The organism is Roseburia sp. OF03-24, from assembly GCF_003463035.1.
Lineage (GTDB): Bacteria > Bacillota > Clostridia > Lachnospirales > Lachnospiraceae > Roseburia > Roseburia rectibacter.
Genome location: NZ_QSCK01000027.1, coordinates 327 through 18,592, shown reverse-complemented (window position 1 = coordinate 18,592; position 18,266 = coordinate 327). Strand labels below are relative to the sequence as shown.

At 43.0% G+C, this 18,266-nt stretch carries 10 protein-coding genes, 1 tRNA gene and 1 rRNA gene (1 of these 12 only partly in view); all 12 read right to left on the bottom strand.

Translation table 11 applies throughout. The features are described 5' to 3' along the window. Positions 1-35: 35 nt before the first annotated feature. Entirely contained in the window at positions 36-1,772 is a 1,737-nt protein-coding gene (locus DXA60_RS13590) for an SGNH/GDSL hydrolase family protein (protein WP_117921930.1), read from the bottom strand. A gap of 120 nt (positions 1,773-1,892) precedes the next feature. Further along, positions 1,893-4,781: a glycosyl hydrolase 115 family protein gene (locus DXA60_RS13585; RefSeq protein WP_117921929.1), complete on the bottom strand. Its 2,889-nt coding sequence runs from the start codon at positions 4,779-4,781 to the stop codon at positions 1,893-1,895. A gap of 1 nt (position 4,782) precedes the next feature. Beyond that, complete coding sequence (locus tag DXA60_RS13580) at positions 4,783-6,699, bottom strand: alpha/beta hydrolase-fold protein (protein WP_117921928.1); 1,917 nt, start codon at positions 6,697-6,699, stop codon at positions 4,783-4,785. Between the two features lie 19 nt (positions 6,700-6,718). Continuing rightward, the gene (locus tag DXA60_RS13575; protein ID WP_117921927.1) at positions 6,719-8,365 is read right to left on the bottom strand and encodes a sugar ABC transporter substrate-binding protein; all 1,647 of its coding nucleotides are present in this window, start codon (positions 8,363-8,365) and stop codon (positions 6,719-6,721) included. Positions 8,366-8,437: 72 nt separating this feature from the next. Continuing rightward, on the bottom strand, positions 8,438-9,841 hold the full coding sequence (locus DXA60_RS13570) for a family 43 glycosylhydrolase (protein ID WP_117921956.1): 1,404 nt from the start codon (positions 9,839-9,841) through the stop codon (positions 8,438-8,440). A gap of 26 nt (positions 9,842-9,867) precedes the next feature. Further along, the gene (locus DXA60_RS13565; protein WP_117921955.1) at positions 9,868-11,016 is read right to left on the bottom strand and encodes a glycosyl hydrolase family 8; all 1,149 of its coding nucleotides are present in this window, start codon (positions 11,014-11,016) and stop codon (positions 9,868-9,870) included. An 83-nt stretch (positions 11,017-11,099) separates the two neighbouring features. Next, positions 11,100-11,996: a carbohydrate ABC transporter permease gene (locus DXA60_RS13560; RefSeq protein WP_117921926.1), complete on the bottom strand. Its 897-nt coding sequence runs from the start codon at positions 11,994-11,996 to the stop codon at positions 11,100-11,102. A 12-nt stretch (positions 11,997-12,008) separates the two neighbouring features. Further along, positions 12,009-12,965 carry an ABC transporter permease gene (locus DXA60_RS13555; protein WP_117921925.1) on the bottom strand — a complete coding sequence of 319 codons (957 nt, stop codon included), beginning with the start codon at positions 12,963-12,965 and terminating at the stop codon, positions 12,009-12,011. A gap of 67 nt (positions 12,966-13,032) precedes the next feature. Further along, a complete protein-coding gene (locus DXA60_RS13550; RefSeq protein ID WP_117921924.1) occupies positions 13,033-14,760 on the bottom strand; it encodes an extracellular solute-binding protein in 1,728 nt (575 codons plus the stop codon). A 62-nt stretch (positions 14,761-14,822) separates the two neighbouring features. Further along, positions 14,823-15,209: a hypothetical protein gene (locus DXA60_RS13545; RefSeq protein ID WP_117921923.1), complete on the bottom strand. Its 387-nt coding sequence runs from the start codon at positions 15,207-15,209 to the stop codon at positions 14,823-14,825. 141 nt (positions 15,210-15,350) lie between these two features. Then, positions 15,351-15,421: transfer RNA gene (locus DXA60_RS13540), tRNA-Trp, on the bottom strand. A gap of 176 nt (positions 15,422-15,597) precedes the next feature. Beyond that, a 23S ribosomal RNA gene (locus DXA60_RS13535) occupies positions 15,598-18,266 on the bottom strand (it continues 245 nt past the right edge of the window).

Sequence of the window (18,266 nt, the reverse complement as noted above, 5' to 3'; positions counted from 1 at the left end):
TCCTGCGCTGTCTTTTGCGCACCTTTTGTCCGTGCTTATTCCACAAATCCAAATCCCAGTATCGTAAACTGTTTTTCCAGATCTTCCTCTGCGATCTCAATCCGGATTTTGTGTTCTTTTCTTTCCTTCTCCACAAAAAGTATCACCGCATTACAATGCTGCCAGTTATTGATATGGGGATCTGCGGTAAGACAGTAATCACCATCTACATATACTTTTGCCTTTCCGACATTGACTTCTCCGGAATCCTTAAATACCAGAAGCAACGACCGGCACCGGATCGTCATTTCAAACCAGTTTTCTTTGCTTTTTGTTCCGTCGTACATCCAGTTATATGGAAATTCCGGCGTTAATGTAAGATCGGTATCCATTTCCACACTCTGAAGCTTGGTATCTGTCCAGACAAAACCACCTTCTGAAATGTCAGCATAAGAATATGTATCCCTCTTATCGAGCAGTTTTACCTGTTCAAAATCTGCACCGATCGCAGTACCTTCGAAAAGCTGCTGCTCTAAAATTTCTTCCTCCGTCATCCCCTTGGTAAATGTATCCAGACGCGCATGTTCTGCCGCTTCACAGCGTTCAAACAGATACTGCAGACAATCTGCCATAATGGTATGTCCAATATTATCTGGGTGAAACATATCATAAAAAAACTGATTTTTCGAAAGTACTTTTCCCTCTTCCTTCTTCTTTGTAAACTGTGGCGTTACTGCATCCATGATACTTACCATCGGCAGATCATAGCGTTCTCCTACCGGCCGCAGCCTCTCCTGAAGATTCCAGTCATTTGCAAATACAGAGAATAAAAGCACGACTGCCGGTTTCCACGGAAGATTTAATACCTTCCGAACAAGACTTTCATAACAGTTTCCTTTCGTTTCATCCCCCTCATCATTGACTGCAAACTCGATGACTACAATATCCGGTTTTTCTCCATTTCTCAATACATCCCGGTCAAACCGTATCATTCCAAGCTCGGATGGTGTTCCTCCCACACCTGCTTTGATAAATTTTACATTATCCAATACAGCAAAACGTTTTTGAAATAACTGATAAGATTTATATGCATAACATTCTGTATTGATCGGCGTTGCACCTGCCCCCTGTGTAATAGATCCTCCGATATAAGCAAGTGTTACCTCTTTTCCTGCCCTGGATTTTTCAATCGCCTTCCGGATACGGTATGTATTTCCAAGATTCATTAAAGAATGACTGATCATCTCACAATACGCTTCCGAACCGGCATCCACCGCCTCATCTTTGATCTCAGGCGGTGCATCATATCCATCATTTAAATAAAAACGGACACTGAGCTTTCCCATCTGCTCCGGTGTCTGAAACACTACTTTGATCTGTCCCGGAACATCATCATCTTTTGTCCACTTTTCATCTGCCAGATAGATCTTATGTTCCATTCCGTCACAGGTTACTTCTGCCTTAAGATTTGTTCCGCCGCCATATAAATCTTTTTTTCCATACATCTGGAAAATAAAATTGACGGAGTCATTTGGATCATCCGTTTCCACGGATATCCCGATACTGTGAACAAGCTCTGCAAACCCGTCCACTGTCCCCAGCAGTTTTAATATTTTTTCATCTGTGATATTTCCAACAATCTGCGCACTGTTGATCAGACGTCCATCATTCTCATAAATAAACTGTATCCCTGTTCCGTCTTCCTGTCTTGATCCAAAAATATCTTTTTCTTTTATAATATAAAAATATGGTCTTGCCTTTTCCGGATCTTTCGGTGCTGCCGGTCCTCTCATATCAATACCCTCTCTTTATCTTTATCGTTTTCTTTTATTGTAGCAGTCCCTGCTCCTTTTTCTACCCGATAAAGTATATAAAAGCACCGCATTTATTTCACATTTTACAATTAAACATGTTCACGTATGAAATGTTTCCGCCGGTCCTAAGTAACTTTCTCTGATCCTGTATCCCTTCGGATAAATCACAAACTTTTCCAATACAAATCCGGGTGTCAGTGGATAAATACGCAAAGCATTTTCCCCTTTCTGGCAGACAACCTCTGCACATTGCTTCCGGATCTGTTCTAATACTCCCTTTGACCAGGCTTCCTCCCTGTCCCCGATACGGTAGTCCCTGTCTACTTCATTATAAATCACAGTTTCTGCTTCATTCATCTGCACACCATAGAGGATCTCATTATCCCTTGTCACCGGATTTGACGGCTGCAGATAAAATTCTATCTCATATGTACCGCCCTCTCTTAACATAAAACGATACTCCAGATAAGGTGCGTTTTCATCCAATGAAAAATATGCCGTCGAAGGAAAATATTTAACGGCTGACAATGTTTTTCCATATCCCTGCAAAATGCCAAATCCACTCTCTCCATCCGGATTTTTGATCCATGCACCAGGTTTTGCATCATAAAAATGTTCTGCCTCAATAGAAATATATCCCGCCGTATCTTCAAAAACATTTTTTGCAGACAAATATTTTTTTCTGTTTACCGGAATTTCTATCTCACACTGCCCCGCCGGAGTTTCTATCACAAGTGTTCCACTTACATTTTCTTTGTCCTGAAGGAAACTGCCCTCGTCAATCGTTATTTTAATTGTCTGTTTTTTGTGTAAAATCCCATCCACACTGCCTTCTGTGACATCTGTTTTGATCCAGTCCGTTTTTTCCTTAACAGAAAAATGGCTCTCTGTCTTACTCCTGCCATAAACGGTAACATATGCCTCCATACATTCCGGATTCCGGAAATTCTCCAGTATCATTCTGTTATCTAACCACATGCTTCCTTCGGCATGCTGGCTTGTACCATTCACTGCTACTATCACCGATGGTTTATCCAGTAATAAGACCTGCATGATAACCGGATTCTGACATTCATCCTCATTCCAGTGCGTAAACCCGATATGCTGTGAGGCTCCCATACCATACCATCTCTGCCCGTCTAACTGGTGATACCATTCGGTAAGTTTCCTGTCGCAGGAAAAACACGCTGCTGCCTCTTTCCCATAATCATTTGCAATTGCCGCCCCGATTCCGGCATAATAATGATTTAACCCGGTAAAGACCTGCATCTTCACCAGATTCATTGTCGCAACAGCGGGATAATAAATAAGTGCTGCAAACGCTGCCTGATTATCTGCAGACTCACACTTTAATTTTGTACGGACTCCTTCTGCTTTTTTTATGATATCATCTGCCTCTGACAGAATCCGTTCACTCTCCTCCTCATTGACCGGATGATAGGTATCCGCTCCCAATGCTTCTGGTCTGCGCCTGTGAATCACTTTGGTATATCCGTTTAATATCTCTGCAATTTTCTGTCTGATTTCTTCTGAAAAACTGCCAAAAGATCTTCTAACCCACTGCCTGACATACTCCTGCACACAATTTACCGCCCTGCTTCCAAAGCGCTCAAAATCATAAGCCATATCCATAAGAAAAGACAATGGAAGTTCCTGCGTTGCAATATCACCGACATTGACCATCCATAATCTCCTGACACCAAAATCATACGCCATACTCATCTGTTCCCATATTTTAGGAAGATAGGAACTGTTGATCCATTCATAGGAAACCGGCCACCCATGATAATCCAGATGATAATACATCCCATATCCGCCCTTATGTTTCCTCATCTCTTCTGTTGGAAGCGTTCTTAAATTTCCATAATTATCGTCACAGAGCATCAAAATAATATCTTCCAGTTCCGGTTCCTTTAAAAGTCCCGCCGTATCTTCTGTTCCGTAAAAGAACTCCTCCACCTCTTTATAAAGTGCAAGCATCCGCGGTACTTTTTCTAAATCCTTATTTACATTTTCCCGGATCAGTTGATTCTGTACCCTAAGAACCTCCCGTAACAGCGCAATATTATCCGCAACCGCAGCATTCTCTCCAAGGATTGCCGTGTCAGCCTCTCCACGCATTCCCACAGTTATGACATTTTCAAACTGTCCGCTCCGTTTTAATCCGTCCTCCCAGAACCGTATAATTCCATCCCTGTTTGTCCGAAAATTCCATGCATCACCATAAACAGAACCTTTCCCGCGGAGATATTTATACTCTTCTCCCTGTCTTAAACAGGGCTCATGGTGTGACATTCCCATAATAATGCCATATTCATCTGCTAAAATGGCATTCTTAAGGCCAGGTCCGTCATCCTCAAATCTTGCACTCCACATCGCCGGCCACAGATAATTGCCTTTCAGACGAAGAAGCAGCTCAAAAATATGCTCATACATATCTGCACCAAAACCGCCAAAATGATGCATACACCAGTTTCCGAACGCAGGCCACTCATCATTGATAAAAAATCCCCGGTATTCTACTGACGGTTCTTTTGAAACACACTCCATATCCCACGCAAGAATAATTTTGTCTCTATGGCAGGGTTTTATCCCACACCAGTCAACAAATGGAGAAACTCCCATCTGCTCGGAAAGGTGAAACAAACCATATATCGTTCCCCGCTTGTCACTGCCTGCGATCACTAAAAGATGTGGATTTTCACTGTCTTTTTTCTCTGGAAATGCAAAACAGTAACATTCTCTTTTCCCTTCTATTTGATCAAGTGGAATCCTTCGTCTTATCTCTTCTTTTTCCAGAACTGCGCTTTTGCCTATCGTTGCTGCCACAACTGTTAATTCATCCGGCACCCGTAACATATCTTCTGTGATATTTTCTGCTGCCAGATATTTCGTTTTTCTTCCAGTCACAAGTTCTGCATCCTTCGCTACTTTTTCTGCGATCTTAATGACACCTGAATAAGCACTCTGTTCTACGATCAGTCTCATTTTATCTCTCCATAAACACTGCCAGCCGGTGTCTGAAAGCAGTCCAGTTTTCCCCTTTCATCCGCTCTATTACTTTCATTTCTTCGCAGACACCATACTTATTTAAGACTTCATTTATCTGCTCCTTTGATGCATCTTCATTCACCATAATTAATAGCTGCTTTACTCCGTCTTTTTCTGTGCTGATGCGGTCAGCTATATTGGCTGCCTTTCCCTGATGCAGAAAACAGGATGCCGTCTCATCCATAAGTGCCTTTAACAGGATGACATTTTCCCGGTTCTGCACTGTTTTAGAATCCCCTGCAGATGTGTAAGTATAGATCATATCAACTCTGTCTGCTTCCTTATGATAAAAATAGTGGATGTGTATCTGCCCATGCGGCACATCTGCCAGTTCTGCCAGTGAAAAATCCGTCTCTTCCATTTCCAGATAATTTACCGCTGTTCCATCCTCATACCCCACCGGTGCATCCGGATTCAGAACTGCTGTTCCATTTACAGAAAACCATACTCTGTGATATCCACCTGTGATATTTTTCACTACTTTTGTCCAATATCCTTCTTTCTTTTGCGACCGCTCTAATGCCTGCTCCTCGCAGCCATCTACCTTTACGGTCACCTTTGACGCCTCCGGTGCATAAAAATTAAATTCTGCCATCCCCGGTTCTAAAACAACGACACCGTGCAAAACATCCGGGTATACTCCTGCCGGTTTTCCATCTTTATCTGTTTCAAACTGAATCTGACGATACACCGGATCAAAGAAAAGCATCTGTTCTTCTTTCGTCTGGATCTTCAACTGTGTATCTTCCACTTTTACATCTTCCATACATGCAATATCTGCCATCTCAGAGGAATCCCACCGGAAAAGCAGCTGCACAAAATCATATAGACTTTTTCTCCAGACATGCCATTCATGATAACCCTCATAAACAAAAGTTTTGCAAGGTTTTCCTGCCTGGATCAACTTTTTTTGCATCTCATCCATACCGTGTCTGATTTCTTTTTCTTCACTGCCGCAGGATAAAAATACTTCTTCCAGCTGATGCTCATTCTGACAGATCCGCTCAATCTCATGAAGCGCAACACCGGAAAAAACTCCTAATGCCGAAAACAGCTCCATATGTTTCGCCATGCTGTCAGTCGCCTGTGCAGAACCTAATGACAATCCTGCCAGCGCCCTGTTATTTCTGCCTTTTTTCGTCCGGAAATGTTTTTCTATATAAGGAATTATATTATATATCAGTTCCCGGTCAAAATCCCCAGGATAAAATACCGGTTTTTCATCTTTATAAAATGCATAACCACAGCCTGCAACAACAATCATCCGTGCGCATTTTTTTTCTGCGATCAGATTATCCATAATATAATTCATTTTTCCCTGCCAGATCCATCCGGTCTCATTCTCCCCAACCCCATGCTGCAGATATAAAACCGGATAGGTTTCATCCAGATCCTGTTCATAACCATACGGCGTATAAACATAACATTCCTTCAGATGTCTGCTTACCTCTGATACATATTTACAGATATGCACTGTACCATGTGGAACTTCCTTCGCATAATAAAAATCTACACCGTCTTCCGGTATCTCAAACGTGTTAATCGGTGTAAAACAGCCATAGGATATTCCTGCATCCGGGTTACAGACACGCTCGCCATCCACAAACCAGAAATAGTAATGCATTGCCCAGTGCATCTTAGGTACTGTTCTACAAAATCCTCCCCTTCCATCTGACTCCAGTGTAATTTTCTCATTTGAAAAATAACCGCCTGCACCTGCAACCTGTACCTCTTTTGCATTCGGTGCATACATGCAAAAAGTAACCGTACCATCTTCATGTACGGTTACTGGTCTTCTTTTCCCCGCCATATCCTTTCCTACCGGATACTGTTCTAATCCCCCGTTTTTTACCATAACCCCTCATTTCTGCTTCCTAATCAGAGATATCCTGTTCCACTCTTTTATTTACCTCTGACTGCAGATCTTCAAGATATGCAGCCGGATCACATGCGTTATACTCCTGCATATAATTTTCCCATGCAGTATCGAAATCATCTGCCATGATAACCTGCGGAAGCCATTTATGTTTTACCTCATCTAACTGTTCCCTGATCTGCCCTGCCTGTGAATTAACTGACAGTGCTGTTGTGTAAGAATACATCGGATACCAGGTGCCAGGCGCTTCATTTGTTCCAAGCATCTCAACATAATTTGTAACCCCATAAGCCTCAAAACATTCTCTCACATCCTGTGGCTGATTTTTCAAAAACTCCGCTGACTGATATTCCATGGAAAATGCATTTTTTCCATCCGGCAGAAGCCCTTCTACTTTTGGAAAATAAGAATAAGAACAGAAATGATTTTCTGCAGTCTCCTGATCGCTCCGTCTCTCTCCCTGTTCTTCATTCATATAAAACATGCCATTCTCATCAACAGAATAATCAATTCCCTCTTCTCCCCAGAAACGTAACTTAACAATCTCCGGTTCCATCAGATCACTGATAAACTGCATGGCTCCATCAATATCCTGACAGGATACTGTAATGGATAATCCCGTCGAACTGTCAAGTTCTGCGGAACGTGTCACATGCCATTTATTTTTGATTCCTTCCTCACGTGTAATTGGCAGAGGGACATAATCACACCCTAAATCCCGCAATCCGTTCTGGTCATAGATACCCACGATTGCATAATAAAACTGCCACCACTGATCCGGCATGCCACACACAGCACCCGTAGACAGCTTTTTCAGATAATCATCATAAGTTGCAGTAAAAGATTCTGCATCCAGAATCCCTTTATGAAATTCTTCGTTCAGCTTTTTAAAGTACCACTGTGCCGTATCTGTCGTATTATAATCCACTACCTGCAGCGTATCAGGATCAACAATACAGCTTCCATCATTCGGATAACCATCCAGAAACTGCGGCACATTTTCCAGACAGAAATATCTCCATCCATCACACAGCACCGTAAACGGAATATTTTTCGTTCCATCCTCCATCGCAGGATTTGCTGCAACATAGCGTTCGATCAGATCAAAATATTCATCTACGGTATGAATCTTCGGATATCCTGCCCATTTCAATACTCTTGTCTGTATCCAGAATGCCTCTCCGGTATGTGTTACCTCCACATCTTCCCCATGGGATACTCCAAATTGCGGAATCCAGTAAATATGACCGTCTGCCTGCCGGAATCTGTCCCACTGTTCCTTAGTCAGGTATCCTTTGATATTCGGATATTTATCCCAATATTCATCTAATGGTATCAATGCATTTGCTTCATATAAACTGACCTCTCCTGATATAAAATCCGGATATTCCCCATTCACTATATAAGCATTCAATGCATTTTCCTTTGTCTGCCCGACAAGCCATATTTCCTCACAATCTGCACCTGTCAGCTGTGCGATCTTCTGCCGGATTTCGTTATTTGGTTCTAACGTATCTCCTTCTACCGAAAAAAAAGCGGTAAAATGTTTTATATTTTTATCCGGTACACTGCTCCCTTTTGAAACATGTACCAGACCTGCCATACATACAACTACACAAAGTGCTGCTATCACTCTTTTTTTCATAATATATAAATTCCTTTTTCGTTTTTATAAATGTTTATTATAGGAAATTTACATATTAAAGTAAAGGATAACTTATGTATTGTCGTCAAACGTAAAAGATTTTAAATCTGCAGTACCTTCTCCGCGAAATGTCAGATAAAGTGCCTGTACTCCATCCTCTATTTTCACAGGTGCCTCATAGTTTTCCCACACATTTGTAAACTCAACAGGAATCTTTCCACAGACAGGACCATCCCATACAGTCCGGACCTCAAATTCTCCTCTTGCATATCCTCTGACACAGATTCCTAATTTTTTGATTCCTTTACAGGAAAAATACTTAAATCCTGCTGTTGCATGATCTGTCATATTTGTAATATAGGCAGGGACATAATCACCATCACACCCGTCCTGCATAATATACGGCTGTTTTTCCCCACCGACATACATTTCTTCTTTGTCCGTAAAAAGGTTGCATGCGATATAAGACGGATATGTCCCTTCTCCTCTTAAGGGACTTCCGTTTAGTCCACAGGATGTCATCTCTGCCTGACAGATACGTTCTCCCTGAAATACGATCGGTTCTGCGCATCCCTGCCTGCAATACCAGGAATGATTTGTATGCCTGTGATAAAAAATATACCACTGATCCATGATATCTATGATGCTTCCATGATTATTTGCACCATATGCCACAGGTTTTTCCGCCGGTTTTCCATTTGTAATGCCAATGTCACAGTTGCTGACGATCACGCCTCCATAAGTAAAACCTTCCAGAGGATTTTTACTGACTGCATAACAAAGTTCATGCATCACAACAGAAGAATATATCAGATAGTAATAATCTCCCTTTTTCCGGATTGACGGTGCCTCAAAAAATTCATGTTCTTCAAATCCGGTTCCTTTTCCGTAAACATGATTTGGCAGAACGATCCGGGGTTCTTCTATGACTGTCAGCATATCCTTACCAAGTGCCATTCCCATAGCACCGTGCCTTGACGCATCATTCGCCGCACAAAATCCTGTATAGAGATACGTTTTATCGCCCTCTGTCAGTACAGCCGGATCAAACTGCGGTTCATCCTGACTGCGCTCCCCGATCCGGTTTCCGTTTTTATCATGCACATACCCATAAAACTTATACGGGCCATCCGGTTTTTCTGCTACTGCCACAGATACAACAGATACCTTATCCAGAACATAATATAAATAATATCTTCCATCTGCCCCTCTTGTCACATCCGGTGCATACAGACACATTTTCCCGTCTTTGTTCAAAGGATCGTCTGTTTTCCGGTAAATGGTTCCACTACAGTGCCATTCCCCCAGACTGTCTAACGGCGCAGACCAGCACACATAATCATTCAGGCAGAACACATGCCCATTGTATCTGTCATGTGATCCAAAGACATAAACTCTGTCCCCGAAAACATATGGTTCACCATCCGGGATATATTCCCACGATGGCAGATATGGATTATATACCTGTTTTTTCATTTCCATCCCCATTCCTGTATAAAACATCACTTCTGATAGATCCGGTAATTTCCGGAAAGTGCGAGCATTGCAAACATATAAAGGAAATTATCATAATATCTTCTGTCTCCGGTACGAAGCGGCGTATCCCACAGACGATCCACACATTCTTTCACATATGGCCCGTCTGCCGCTAAAGATGCCTGTGCATTTACTGCAACAATGGCAACCGGATGAAGTGCCTTCTCCTCTAATCTTGTTCCATCGGTCAGAAATACTCCGTCCCAGTGTTCCTTCTGCTCGGCACAGTAAAAGTTCTGTAATCTGTTTGCGATCTCAACCTGCCAGGGATCTTTTTCAAACCAGAGATGATCCATGCCTATATTTGCAATGGTACGGTAAGCATCACTGTAATACCAGTCATGACGTCCGAAAATTTCCTGATGCCCAATATGAGGCTTTCCATCATAATCCGCATACTCGGCAGACAATCCGGTCTTCGGATGGCATGCCAAATGCAGATAACCTCTGCTTGCCTCCGCTGCCTGTTCCCAGAATGTCCGGTCACAGGGATCTGCATTTTTTGCAAATAACTCATAAAAATGCGGCAGATGATAGGATGGATCAGAAAAATCAAATCCCGGCACAAATTTGATCAGTTTGTTTGATGGCTCCCACATTGGCTCTCCCGGATGTGATGCTTCCCCTTTGTGGACACATTCTCTTAATATCGCTTTTGCCTCTGCGCCGTAATTAAAAATTCCTTCTCCGTCTCCCCAGCGTGCAGACGCAAAAAACAGTGCCATTGCAAAATATTCTTCTCCATCCGGAGCAGGACCGTCTGCATTCTTACTTCCATCTAACCCGCAGGACCAGACAAAATAATTTTTATTTGGTCCGTTTTCAATATACATATAAGTGCGTACCCACTTCCAGAGACGATCAAATTCTTCCTTTTTATTCATCTGTACGCAGACCATCATCCCATAGGACATGCCTTCGGTACGGACATCATGGTTTCCGGTATCCTCCATATAAGCCATGTCATCTCCCACTTCATGGTAAAACCTTTCCTCTTCTTTTCCATAAAAAATGGTTTCAAATGTCTGCTCTACTCTTTTTGTTATCTCATCCTCAGAATATCCGCACTCTTTAAAAACATTGCGGTATTTTCCTGTCAAAACTGCTCCTGCCATTTTAATCTCCATTCCTGCCGCTTTCCAGGGCATTTTTAGTTTGTGCTCCGGCACAAATTCTGCACAGCCTGATCTTCTGTCCTTTACTCTTTGACACCGCCAAGGGTAAGTCCTGTCACAAAGTATTTCTGTAAAAACGGATAAATACAGATGATAGGAAGCATGGTGATAATGGTTGCTGCAGCACGAACAGAAGTTGGTGTAACGGTTCCTACTGCATTTTTCATAGCCTCTGCGTTGGTTCCCTGGTTTGTTACGGATGATAATAATTTCATTAACTCATACTGAAGCGTTGTTAAGTTATCACTCATACGGTTATATAACATTGCATCAAACCATGAGTTCCACTGCCCGACTGCAACAAATAATGCAACTGTCGCATATACCGGTTTACACAGCGGAGAATAAATTTTTAAGAAAATCGTTGTATATCCCGCACCATCTAACTGCGCAGATTCCTCTAAACTGTCAGGTATACCATTCATATATGTACGGATGACAAGCATATTAAATGCACTTACCATGCCCGGAATTACGTAAACCCAAAAACTGTTTGTAAGTCCAAGTCCTTTGTATAAAAGGAAGGTCGGAATCAGTCCACCATTTACATACATGGTGATAACCCAGAAAAGAGATACTTCTTTTTTGAATAAAAATCTTTTTCTGCTGACGATAAATGCAAGAATCGCATTTGCGATCAGTGCAAGAACCGTACCGATGATCGTTCTTGCGACTGTAATATAAGCTCCGGTGATCAGATTATCTTTCTGAAGCACAGTCGTATAGTTTTTCCATGTAAACTTTCTCGGTAACAGATAAATCCCGCCCCTTAAGGCATCTGTTCCATCGTTTAATGAAATTGCCAATGTATTTAATACCGGATACAGGGTAATGATCACAAACAGGATCATTATGACCGCATTTACGATCGGAAATACCTGTATCTTTTTTGTTTTCTTTCTTTTTTGTGTCTTTGCCATGACCAAAACCTCCTAGAATAACTGTTCCTCTCCATTTCGTTTTGCAATCTGGTTTGCAATTACGATCAGAATAATACTTACAAGACTCTTGAAGATACCTGCTGCAGTACCGATTGCATAATCTCCCTGACTGATACCCCATTTTAATACATAAATGTCAATGGTCTGGGATACTTTCTGTACAAGTCCGTTTCCTAACAGATACTGAATCTCAAATCCTGCATTTAAGACATTTCCTACATTCATTAAAAGTAAAATAATAATAGTTGGTTTGATTCCCGGCAGAGTAACATATTTAATTTTCGCCCATCTTCCGGCACCATCAATCGCTGCTGCTTCATAAAGTGACGGGTCGATCGCTGTGATCGCTGATAAATAAATAATTGCATTCCATCCTGTTTCTTTCCACACATTTGCAAATGCAACGATCGGCCAGAAATATCCCGGATGTGCAAAAAAGTTGATCGGCTGTTCTATCAGATGTAAATTTACAAGCATTTCATTTATGATTCCGGTTCCGGAAAGCATATCATGTAAAATACCTGTTACAATGATCCAGGAAAGAAAGTGCGGCAGATAAGATATCGTCTGTACCACTTTTTTCCCGCCTTTTGTGACCATCTCATTTAATAAAATTGCAAATGCGATCGCTGTCACAAATGTTACCACAAGGTTAATAACACCCATTGCAAGTGTATTTCTGATTACCCGGATAAAAGTCATATCCGAGAATAACATTTTAAATTTGTCTAATCCGACAAATTGTGAATGGAGGATACCAAGCTTTGGTTTGTAATTCTGGAATGCCATTGCCCATCCTGCCAGTGGCAGATAATAAAATATCACTCCATAGATGACAAGGATCGCAGCCCAGAACAGTAAAACTTTCTGCCTCTTGATCTCTTTCCATGTAATTTTAGTCCGGTTCTCTTTTATTTTTTCTTTTGATTTTGTTCTCGCTAACGACATGACTTCACCCCTTAAAAAAATGGGCAGATGTTTTCCATCTGCCCGTTTTTAAATTATATTTCTTCTCTTATTTGAACTGAGCAGCCTGTTCCATTCTTGTATCAAGTTCTGTCTGTAATTCACTAAGGAAATCTTCCGGCTGACATGCATTATATGCATCCATGTAAGCTGCCCATGCACTGTCAAAATCATCTGCCATGACAACCTGTGGAAGCTGTTCATGTTTTACTTCACCAATCTTTGTCCATGCCATACCACCCGGTGTACTTGTCGTAAAGTTATTTGAGAAAGACCACATCGGATACCAGTCACCAGGAGCCTCATTTGTTCCGAGCATCTCTACATAAGTTTCTACGCCATATGCTTCAAATGCTTTTTTTACATCTTCATTTAAACTATCAAAGAATTCGTTTGCCTGTCCTTCCGGTTTGTTTGCATTGATTCCGTCATCACTTGTTCCACTGTACTGTGGGAAGTATGAGTATGAGCATAAATGTGATGCTTTGTATGCTGTATCAGAAGCCTGCATTCTCTGATCATCATTTCTGATAAACTCGCCGTTTTCATCTACCTGATAGTCAACACCTTCAACGCCCCAGAAACGAAGGTTATGTGTATCCTGATCTAAAAGATCACTGACAAATTTAGCTGCTGCATCCGGATCTTCACATCCTGTTGTGATAGCAAGACCTGTTGCTTCATTGAAAGCTCCGCCTGAGTTATGCCACTGGTTTTTCACACTCTCATCAATTGTGACCGGAAGTGGAATGTAATCACAGCCCTGTTTATCTAAGCCTGCCTGTTTTAATGCATCACCTGCTGTGTAAGCGAAATCCCACCACTGATCGATCATACCAAGAACACGTCCGGTAGAAAGTTTTGCGATATACTCATCATATGTCTGTGTAAAAGATTCCGGGTCTACGATACCTTTTTTGTACTCCTCATTTAATTTTTTGAAGTATTTCACTGCTGTATCAGATGTATTGTAGTCAAGTACTGTAAGTGTATCCGGATCTACCATACAGCTTCCATCGTTTGGATATCCATCAAGGAACTGTGGTGCATTCTCTAAGCAGAAATATCTCCAGTCATCGCAGAGAATAGTATAAGGAATATTTGCTGTTCCATCCTCCATGGTAGGATTTGCATCATTATATGCTTCGATCAGATCAAAATACTGATCCATGGTTCTTATTTCCGGGTAGCCTGCCCACTCTAAAACTCTTGCCTGGATCCAGAATGCCTCATCATTATGTGTACAAACTTTTTCTTCATTTTTAATGCAGCTAAACTGTGGAATCCAGTAAATATGTCCATCATCCTGACGAAGTTTTTCCCACTCTAAATCTGTGAAAAGGTTTTTGATATTTGGATACTGCTCAATGTAATCATCCAGTGGAATCAATGCATCTGCTTCATATAACTGCATCTGTCCGCTTCCACCTTCAATAAAGTCCGGATATTCGCCACCGGCAATCATTGTTCCGACTGCCTCATCTGCTGTCTGTCCGGTAAGCCATGTCTCCTTTACCTTCACCCCTGTTTTTTCTGCAATGATCTGCTGGATCTCATTGTCATCATTGATCTCAGATCCCGGTACTGCAAAGAATGCTGTAAACTCTTTCACATCACCATTTTCTGTTCCTGCATCTGCAGAACTTTCTGTTCCCGCAGCAGAAGATCCTGCATTTGAGGTCTTTCCGTTATTTCCGCTGTTGCCACCGCATCCGGCGAAAAGTGTTGCTGTCATTGCTGTGATCAATAACATGCTTACAAGTTTTTTCCTTTTCATATTGTAATTACCTCCCTTTCGATAAGACTATTTTACCTTTTCCTGCCGTACAAACAATCAGACTAAGTATAGTAAAAAGCAGGGTAAATTATAGATATTCGGATAGAACGACAAAGAAGTGCCCTGCTTCTCTGCTCATAATCCTCTTTCATCTGCTCATTAAATATGGCATATGGTTTCACATACTGATTCGGGATATAGGTTTTTGCAATTTTGGCACGGTCACACATATCTGATACCTGCAATGTAATATCTTCCGGTACATAATAAATCCCGCATCTGCCATACAGATCGATCCTTATATCCTGCTTATCATAAATTCTATGTAAAAGCTGTGGTAACTTATCCAGATTAAGATTCTTACAGTCAACAAGCATCACAAACTTATCTGCTTCTGTCCGCGCAAGCGCAAGTGGTTTTAAAAAACTTGTCTGATATGCGTTTGCCACATCACGTTCTCACATTGAAACTGCTGAGTATGGGAATATATAAATGTGAAGAATATTAACTGGATGGTGCGTGAAAAAAGAAAACATATAACAAGAATCAACACGAAAAAAAGAAGCCTTGAAAACCAAGGCTTCTACAAGCAGGGGATGAGAGAATCGAACTCCCACCAAAGGTTTTGGAGACCCCTATCATACCATTTGACCAATCCCCTATATATAAAATGACGTATCAGATACGTCATTTATTATTTTACTTATTAGCTTCACAAAAATCAATAGGTCTTTTGTCTTATCTTTAGTACCTTCAAAACTTCATACAGAACACCATCAATAACATAATCTGTGAAGTTGCGAAGCAACTTCCAATGCGAACATCGTTCGCTATTATTTGGTCAAGCCCTCGATCGATTAGTAACAGTCAGCTCCACACGTTACCGTGCTTCCACCTCTGCCCTATCTACCTTGTACTCTTCAAGGGATCTTACTCACTTTTGTGAGGGATATCTCATCTTGAGGGGGGCTTCACGCTTAGATGCCTTCAGCGTTTATCCCTTCCGGACTTGGCTACTCTGCCATGCCGTTGGTCGACAGCAGATACACCAGTGGTCCGTCCATCCCGGTCCTCTCGTACTAAGGACAGCTCCTCTCAAATATCCTCCGCCCGCGCCGGATAGGGACCGAACTGTCTCACGACGTTCTGAACCCAGCTCGCGTACCGCTTTAATGGGCGAACAGCCCAACCCTTGGGACCTGCTACAGCCCCAGGATGCGATGAGCCGACATCGAGGTGCCAAACCACTCCGTCGATGTGAACTCTTGGGAGTGATAAGCCTGTTATCCCCAGGGTAGCTTTTATCCGTTGAGCGATGGCAATCCCACTTTATGCCACCGGATCACTAAGTCCTACTTTCGTACCTGCTCCACCCGTCGGTGTCGCAGTCAAGCTCCCTTCTGCCTTTGCACTCTTCAAATGGTTTCCGACCATTCTGAGGGAACCTTTGAGCGCCTCCGATACCCTTTCGGAGGCGACCGCCCCAGTCAAACTCCCCGCCTGGCATTGTCCCACCGCTGGATCACAGCGGCTGGTTAGAAACCCAATACTGCAGGGGTGGTATCCCAACAGCGACTCCCTTGAAACTGGCGTCCCAAGTTCTCAGTCTCCCACCTATCCTGTACGTGCAGTACCGAATCCCAGTACCAAACTGGAGTAAAGCTCCATGGGGTCTTTCCGTCCTGGCGCGGGTAACCAGCATCTTCACTGGTACTTCAATTTCACCGGATGCATTGTCGAGACAGTGCTCAAATCATTACGCCTTTCGTGCGGGTCGGAACTTACCCGACAAGGAATTTCGCTACCTTAGGACCGTTATAGTTACGGCCGCCGTTTACTGGGGCTTAAATTCAAAGCTTCATCTTGCGACTAACCTCTCCTCTTAACCTTCCAGCACCGGGCAGGCGTCAGCCCATATACTTCACCTTACGGTTTCGCATAGACCTGTGTTTTTGCTAAACAGTTGCTTGAGCCTATTCTCTGCGGCCCACCCTGAAGTGGGCACCCCTTCTCCCGAAGTTACGGGGTCATTTTGCCGAGTTCCTTAACAATGCTTCTTCCGTCGGCCTTAGGATTCTCTCCTCATCCACCTGTGTCGGTTTACGGTACGGGCACATATAAAACAATAGCGGCTTTTCTCGGCACATGGCTCACACACTTCGCTACTTTTATTTCGCTACACATCACGTCTTTGGCTTATCAGGCGGATTTGCCAGCCTGACACCTCTTCCGCTTGTACCGGTATTTCCATTCCCGGCTTATGCTTTCCACATGCGTCCCCACAGTTCTGTTTATATGTGGTACAGGAATCTAAACCTGTTGTCCATCGGATACGTCTTTCGACCTCTCCTTAGGCCCCGACTTACCCAGAGCAGATCAGCTTTACTCTGGAAACCTTAGATATTCGGCCGGAAGGATTCCCACCTTCCTCTCGCTACTCATTCCGGCATTCTCTCTTCTTATCCCTCCACTGCTCCTTCCGGTACAGCTTCGTCGGTCTTAAGAATGCTCCTCTACCAATCACTATGTGATTCCTAAGCTTCGGTGTCGTGTTTCAGCCCCGGACATTTTCGGCGCAGGACCTCTCGACCAGTGAGCTGTTACGCACTCTTTGAATGTATGGCTGCTTCTGAGCCAACATCCTGGTTGTCTTTGAAATCCCACATCCTTTTCCACTTAACACGCACTTTGGGACCTTAGCTGTAGGTCTGGGCTCTTTCCCTTTTGACCACCCAACTTATCTCGTGCAGTCTGACTCCCATTCATCATCTACATGGCATTCGGAGTTTGATATTCTTTGGTAAGCTTTGACGCCCCCGCGGAAATTCAGTGCTCTACCTCCATAAGACTAAAATGAGGCTAGCCCTAAAGCTATTTCGAGGAGAACCAGCTATCTCCGGGTTCGATTGGAATTTCTCCCCTACCCACACCTCATCGCCACCCTTTTCAACGGATGTGCGTTCGGTCCTCCATTGCCTTTTACGGCAACTTCAACCTGGACATGGGTAGATCACCCGGTTTCGGGTCTACGCGTGCTGACTGAACGCCCTGTTCAGACTCGATTTCTCTTCGGCTCCACACCTTAAGTGCTTAACCTTGCCGGCACGCGTAACTCGCCGGACCGTTCTACAAAAAGTACGCGGTTCATCATATAAAGATGTTCCACAGCTTGTAAACACAGGGTTTCAGGTTCTCTTTCACTCCCCTCCCGGGGTCCTTTTCACCTTTCCTTCACAGTACTATGCGCTATCGGTCACTAAGGAGTATTTAGGCTTACGGGGTGGTCCCCGCTCATTCCATCAAGGTTTCTCGTGTCTCGATGTACTCTGGATACCGCCATGTCATCTTTCCTTTCGCTTACGGGGCTTTCACCCTCTCTGGCAGGCTTTCCCAAAACCTTTCTGCTAGGATCAACGAATCAATTATGCGGTCCGAACCCCACGGTGCACGCACCATGGTTTGGCCTCTTTCCATTTCGCTCGCCGCTACTTTGGAAATCGATTTTT

What these genes read in the sequence shown, in the direction of transcription:
- DXA60_RS13590 (WP_117921930.1), bottom strand. Translation starts at nt 1,772, where the DNA reads ATGAGAGGACCGGCAGCACCGAAAGATCCGGAAAAGGCAAGACCATAT.
- DXA60_RS13585 (WP_117921929.1), bottom strand. Translation starts at nt 4,781, where the DNA reads ATGAGACTGATCGTAGAACAGAGTGCTTATTCAGGTGTCATTAAGATC.
- DXA60_RS13580 (WP_117921928.1), bottom strand. Translation starts at nt 6,699, where the DNA reads ATGGTAAAAAACGGGGGATTAGAACAGTATCCGGTAGGAAAGGATATG.
- DXA60_RS13575 (WP_117921927.1), bottom strand. Translation starts at nt 8,365, where the DNA reads ATGAAAAAAAGAGTGATAGCAGCACTTTGTGTAGTTGTATGTATGGCA.
- DXA60_RS13570 (WP_117921956.1), bottom strand. Translation starts at nt 9,841, where the DNA reads ATGAAAAAACAGGTATATAATCCATATCTGCCATCGTGGGAATATATC.
- DXA60_RS13565 (WP_117921955.1), bottom strand. Translation starts at nt 11,016, where the DNA reads ATGGCAGGAGCAGTTTTGACAGGAAAATACCGCAATGTTTTTAAAGAG.
- DXA60_RS13560 (WP_117921926.1), bottom strand. Translation starts at nt 11,996, where the DNA reads ATGGCAAAGACACAAAAAAGAAAGAAAACAAAAAAGATACAGGTATTT.
- DXA60_RS13555 (WP_117921925.1), bottom strand. Translation starts at nt 12,965, where the DNA reads ATGTCGTTAGCGAGAACAAAATCAAAAGAAAAAATAAAAGAGAACCGG.
- DXA60_RS13550 (WP_117921924.1), bottom strand. Translation starts at nt 14,760, where the DNA reads ATGAAAAGGAAAAAACTTGTAAGCATGTTATTGATCACAGCAATGACA.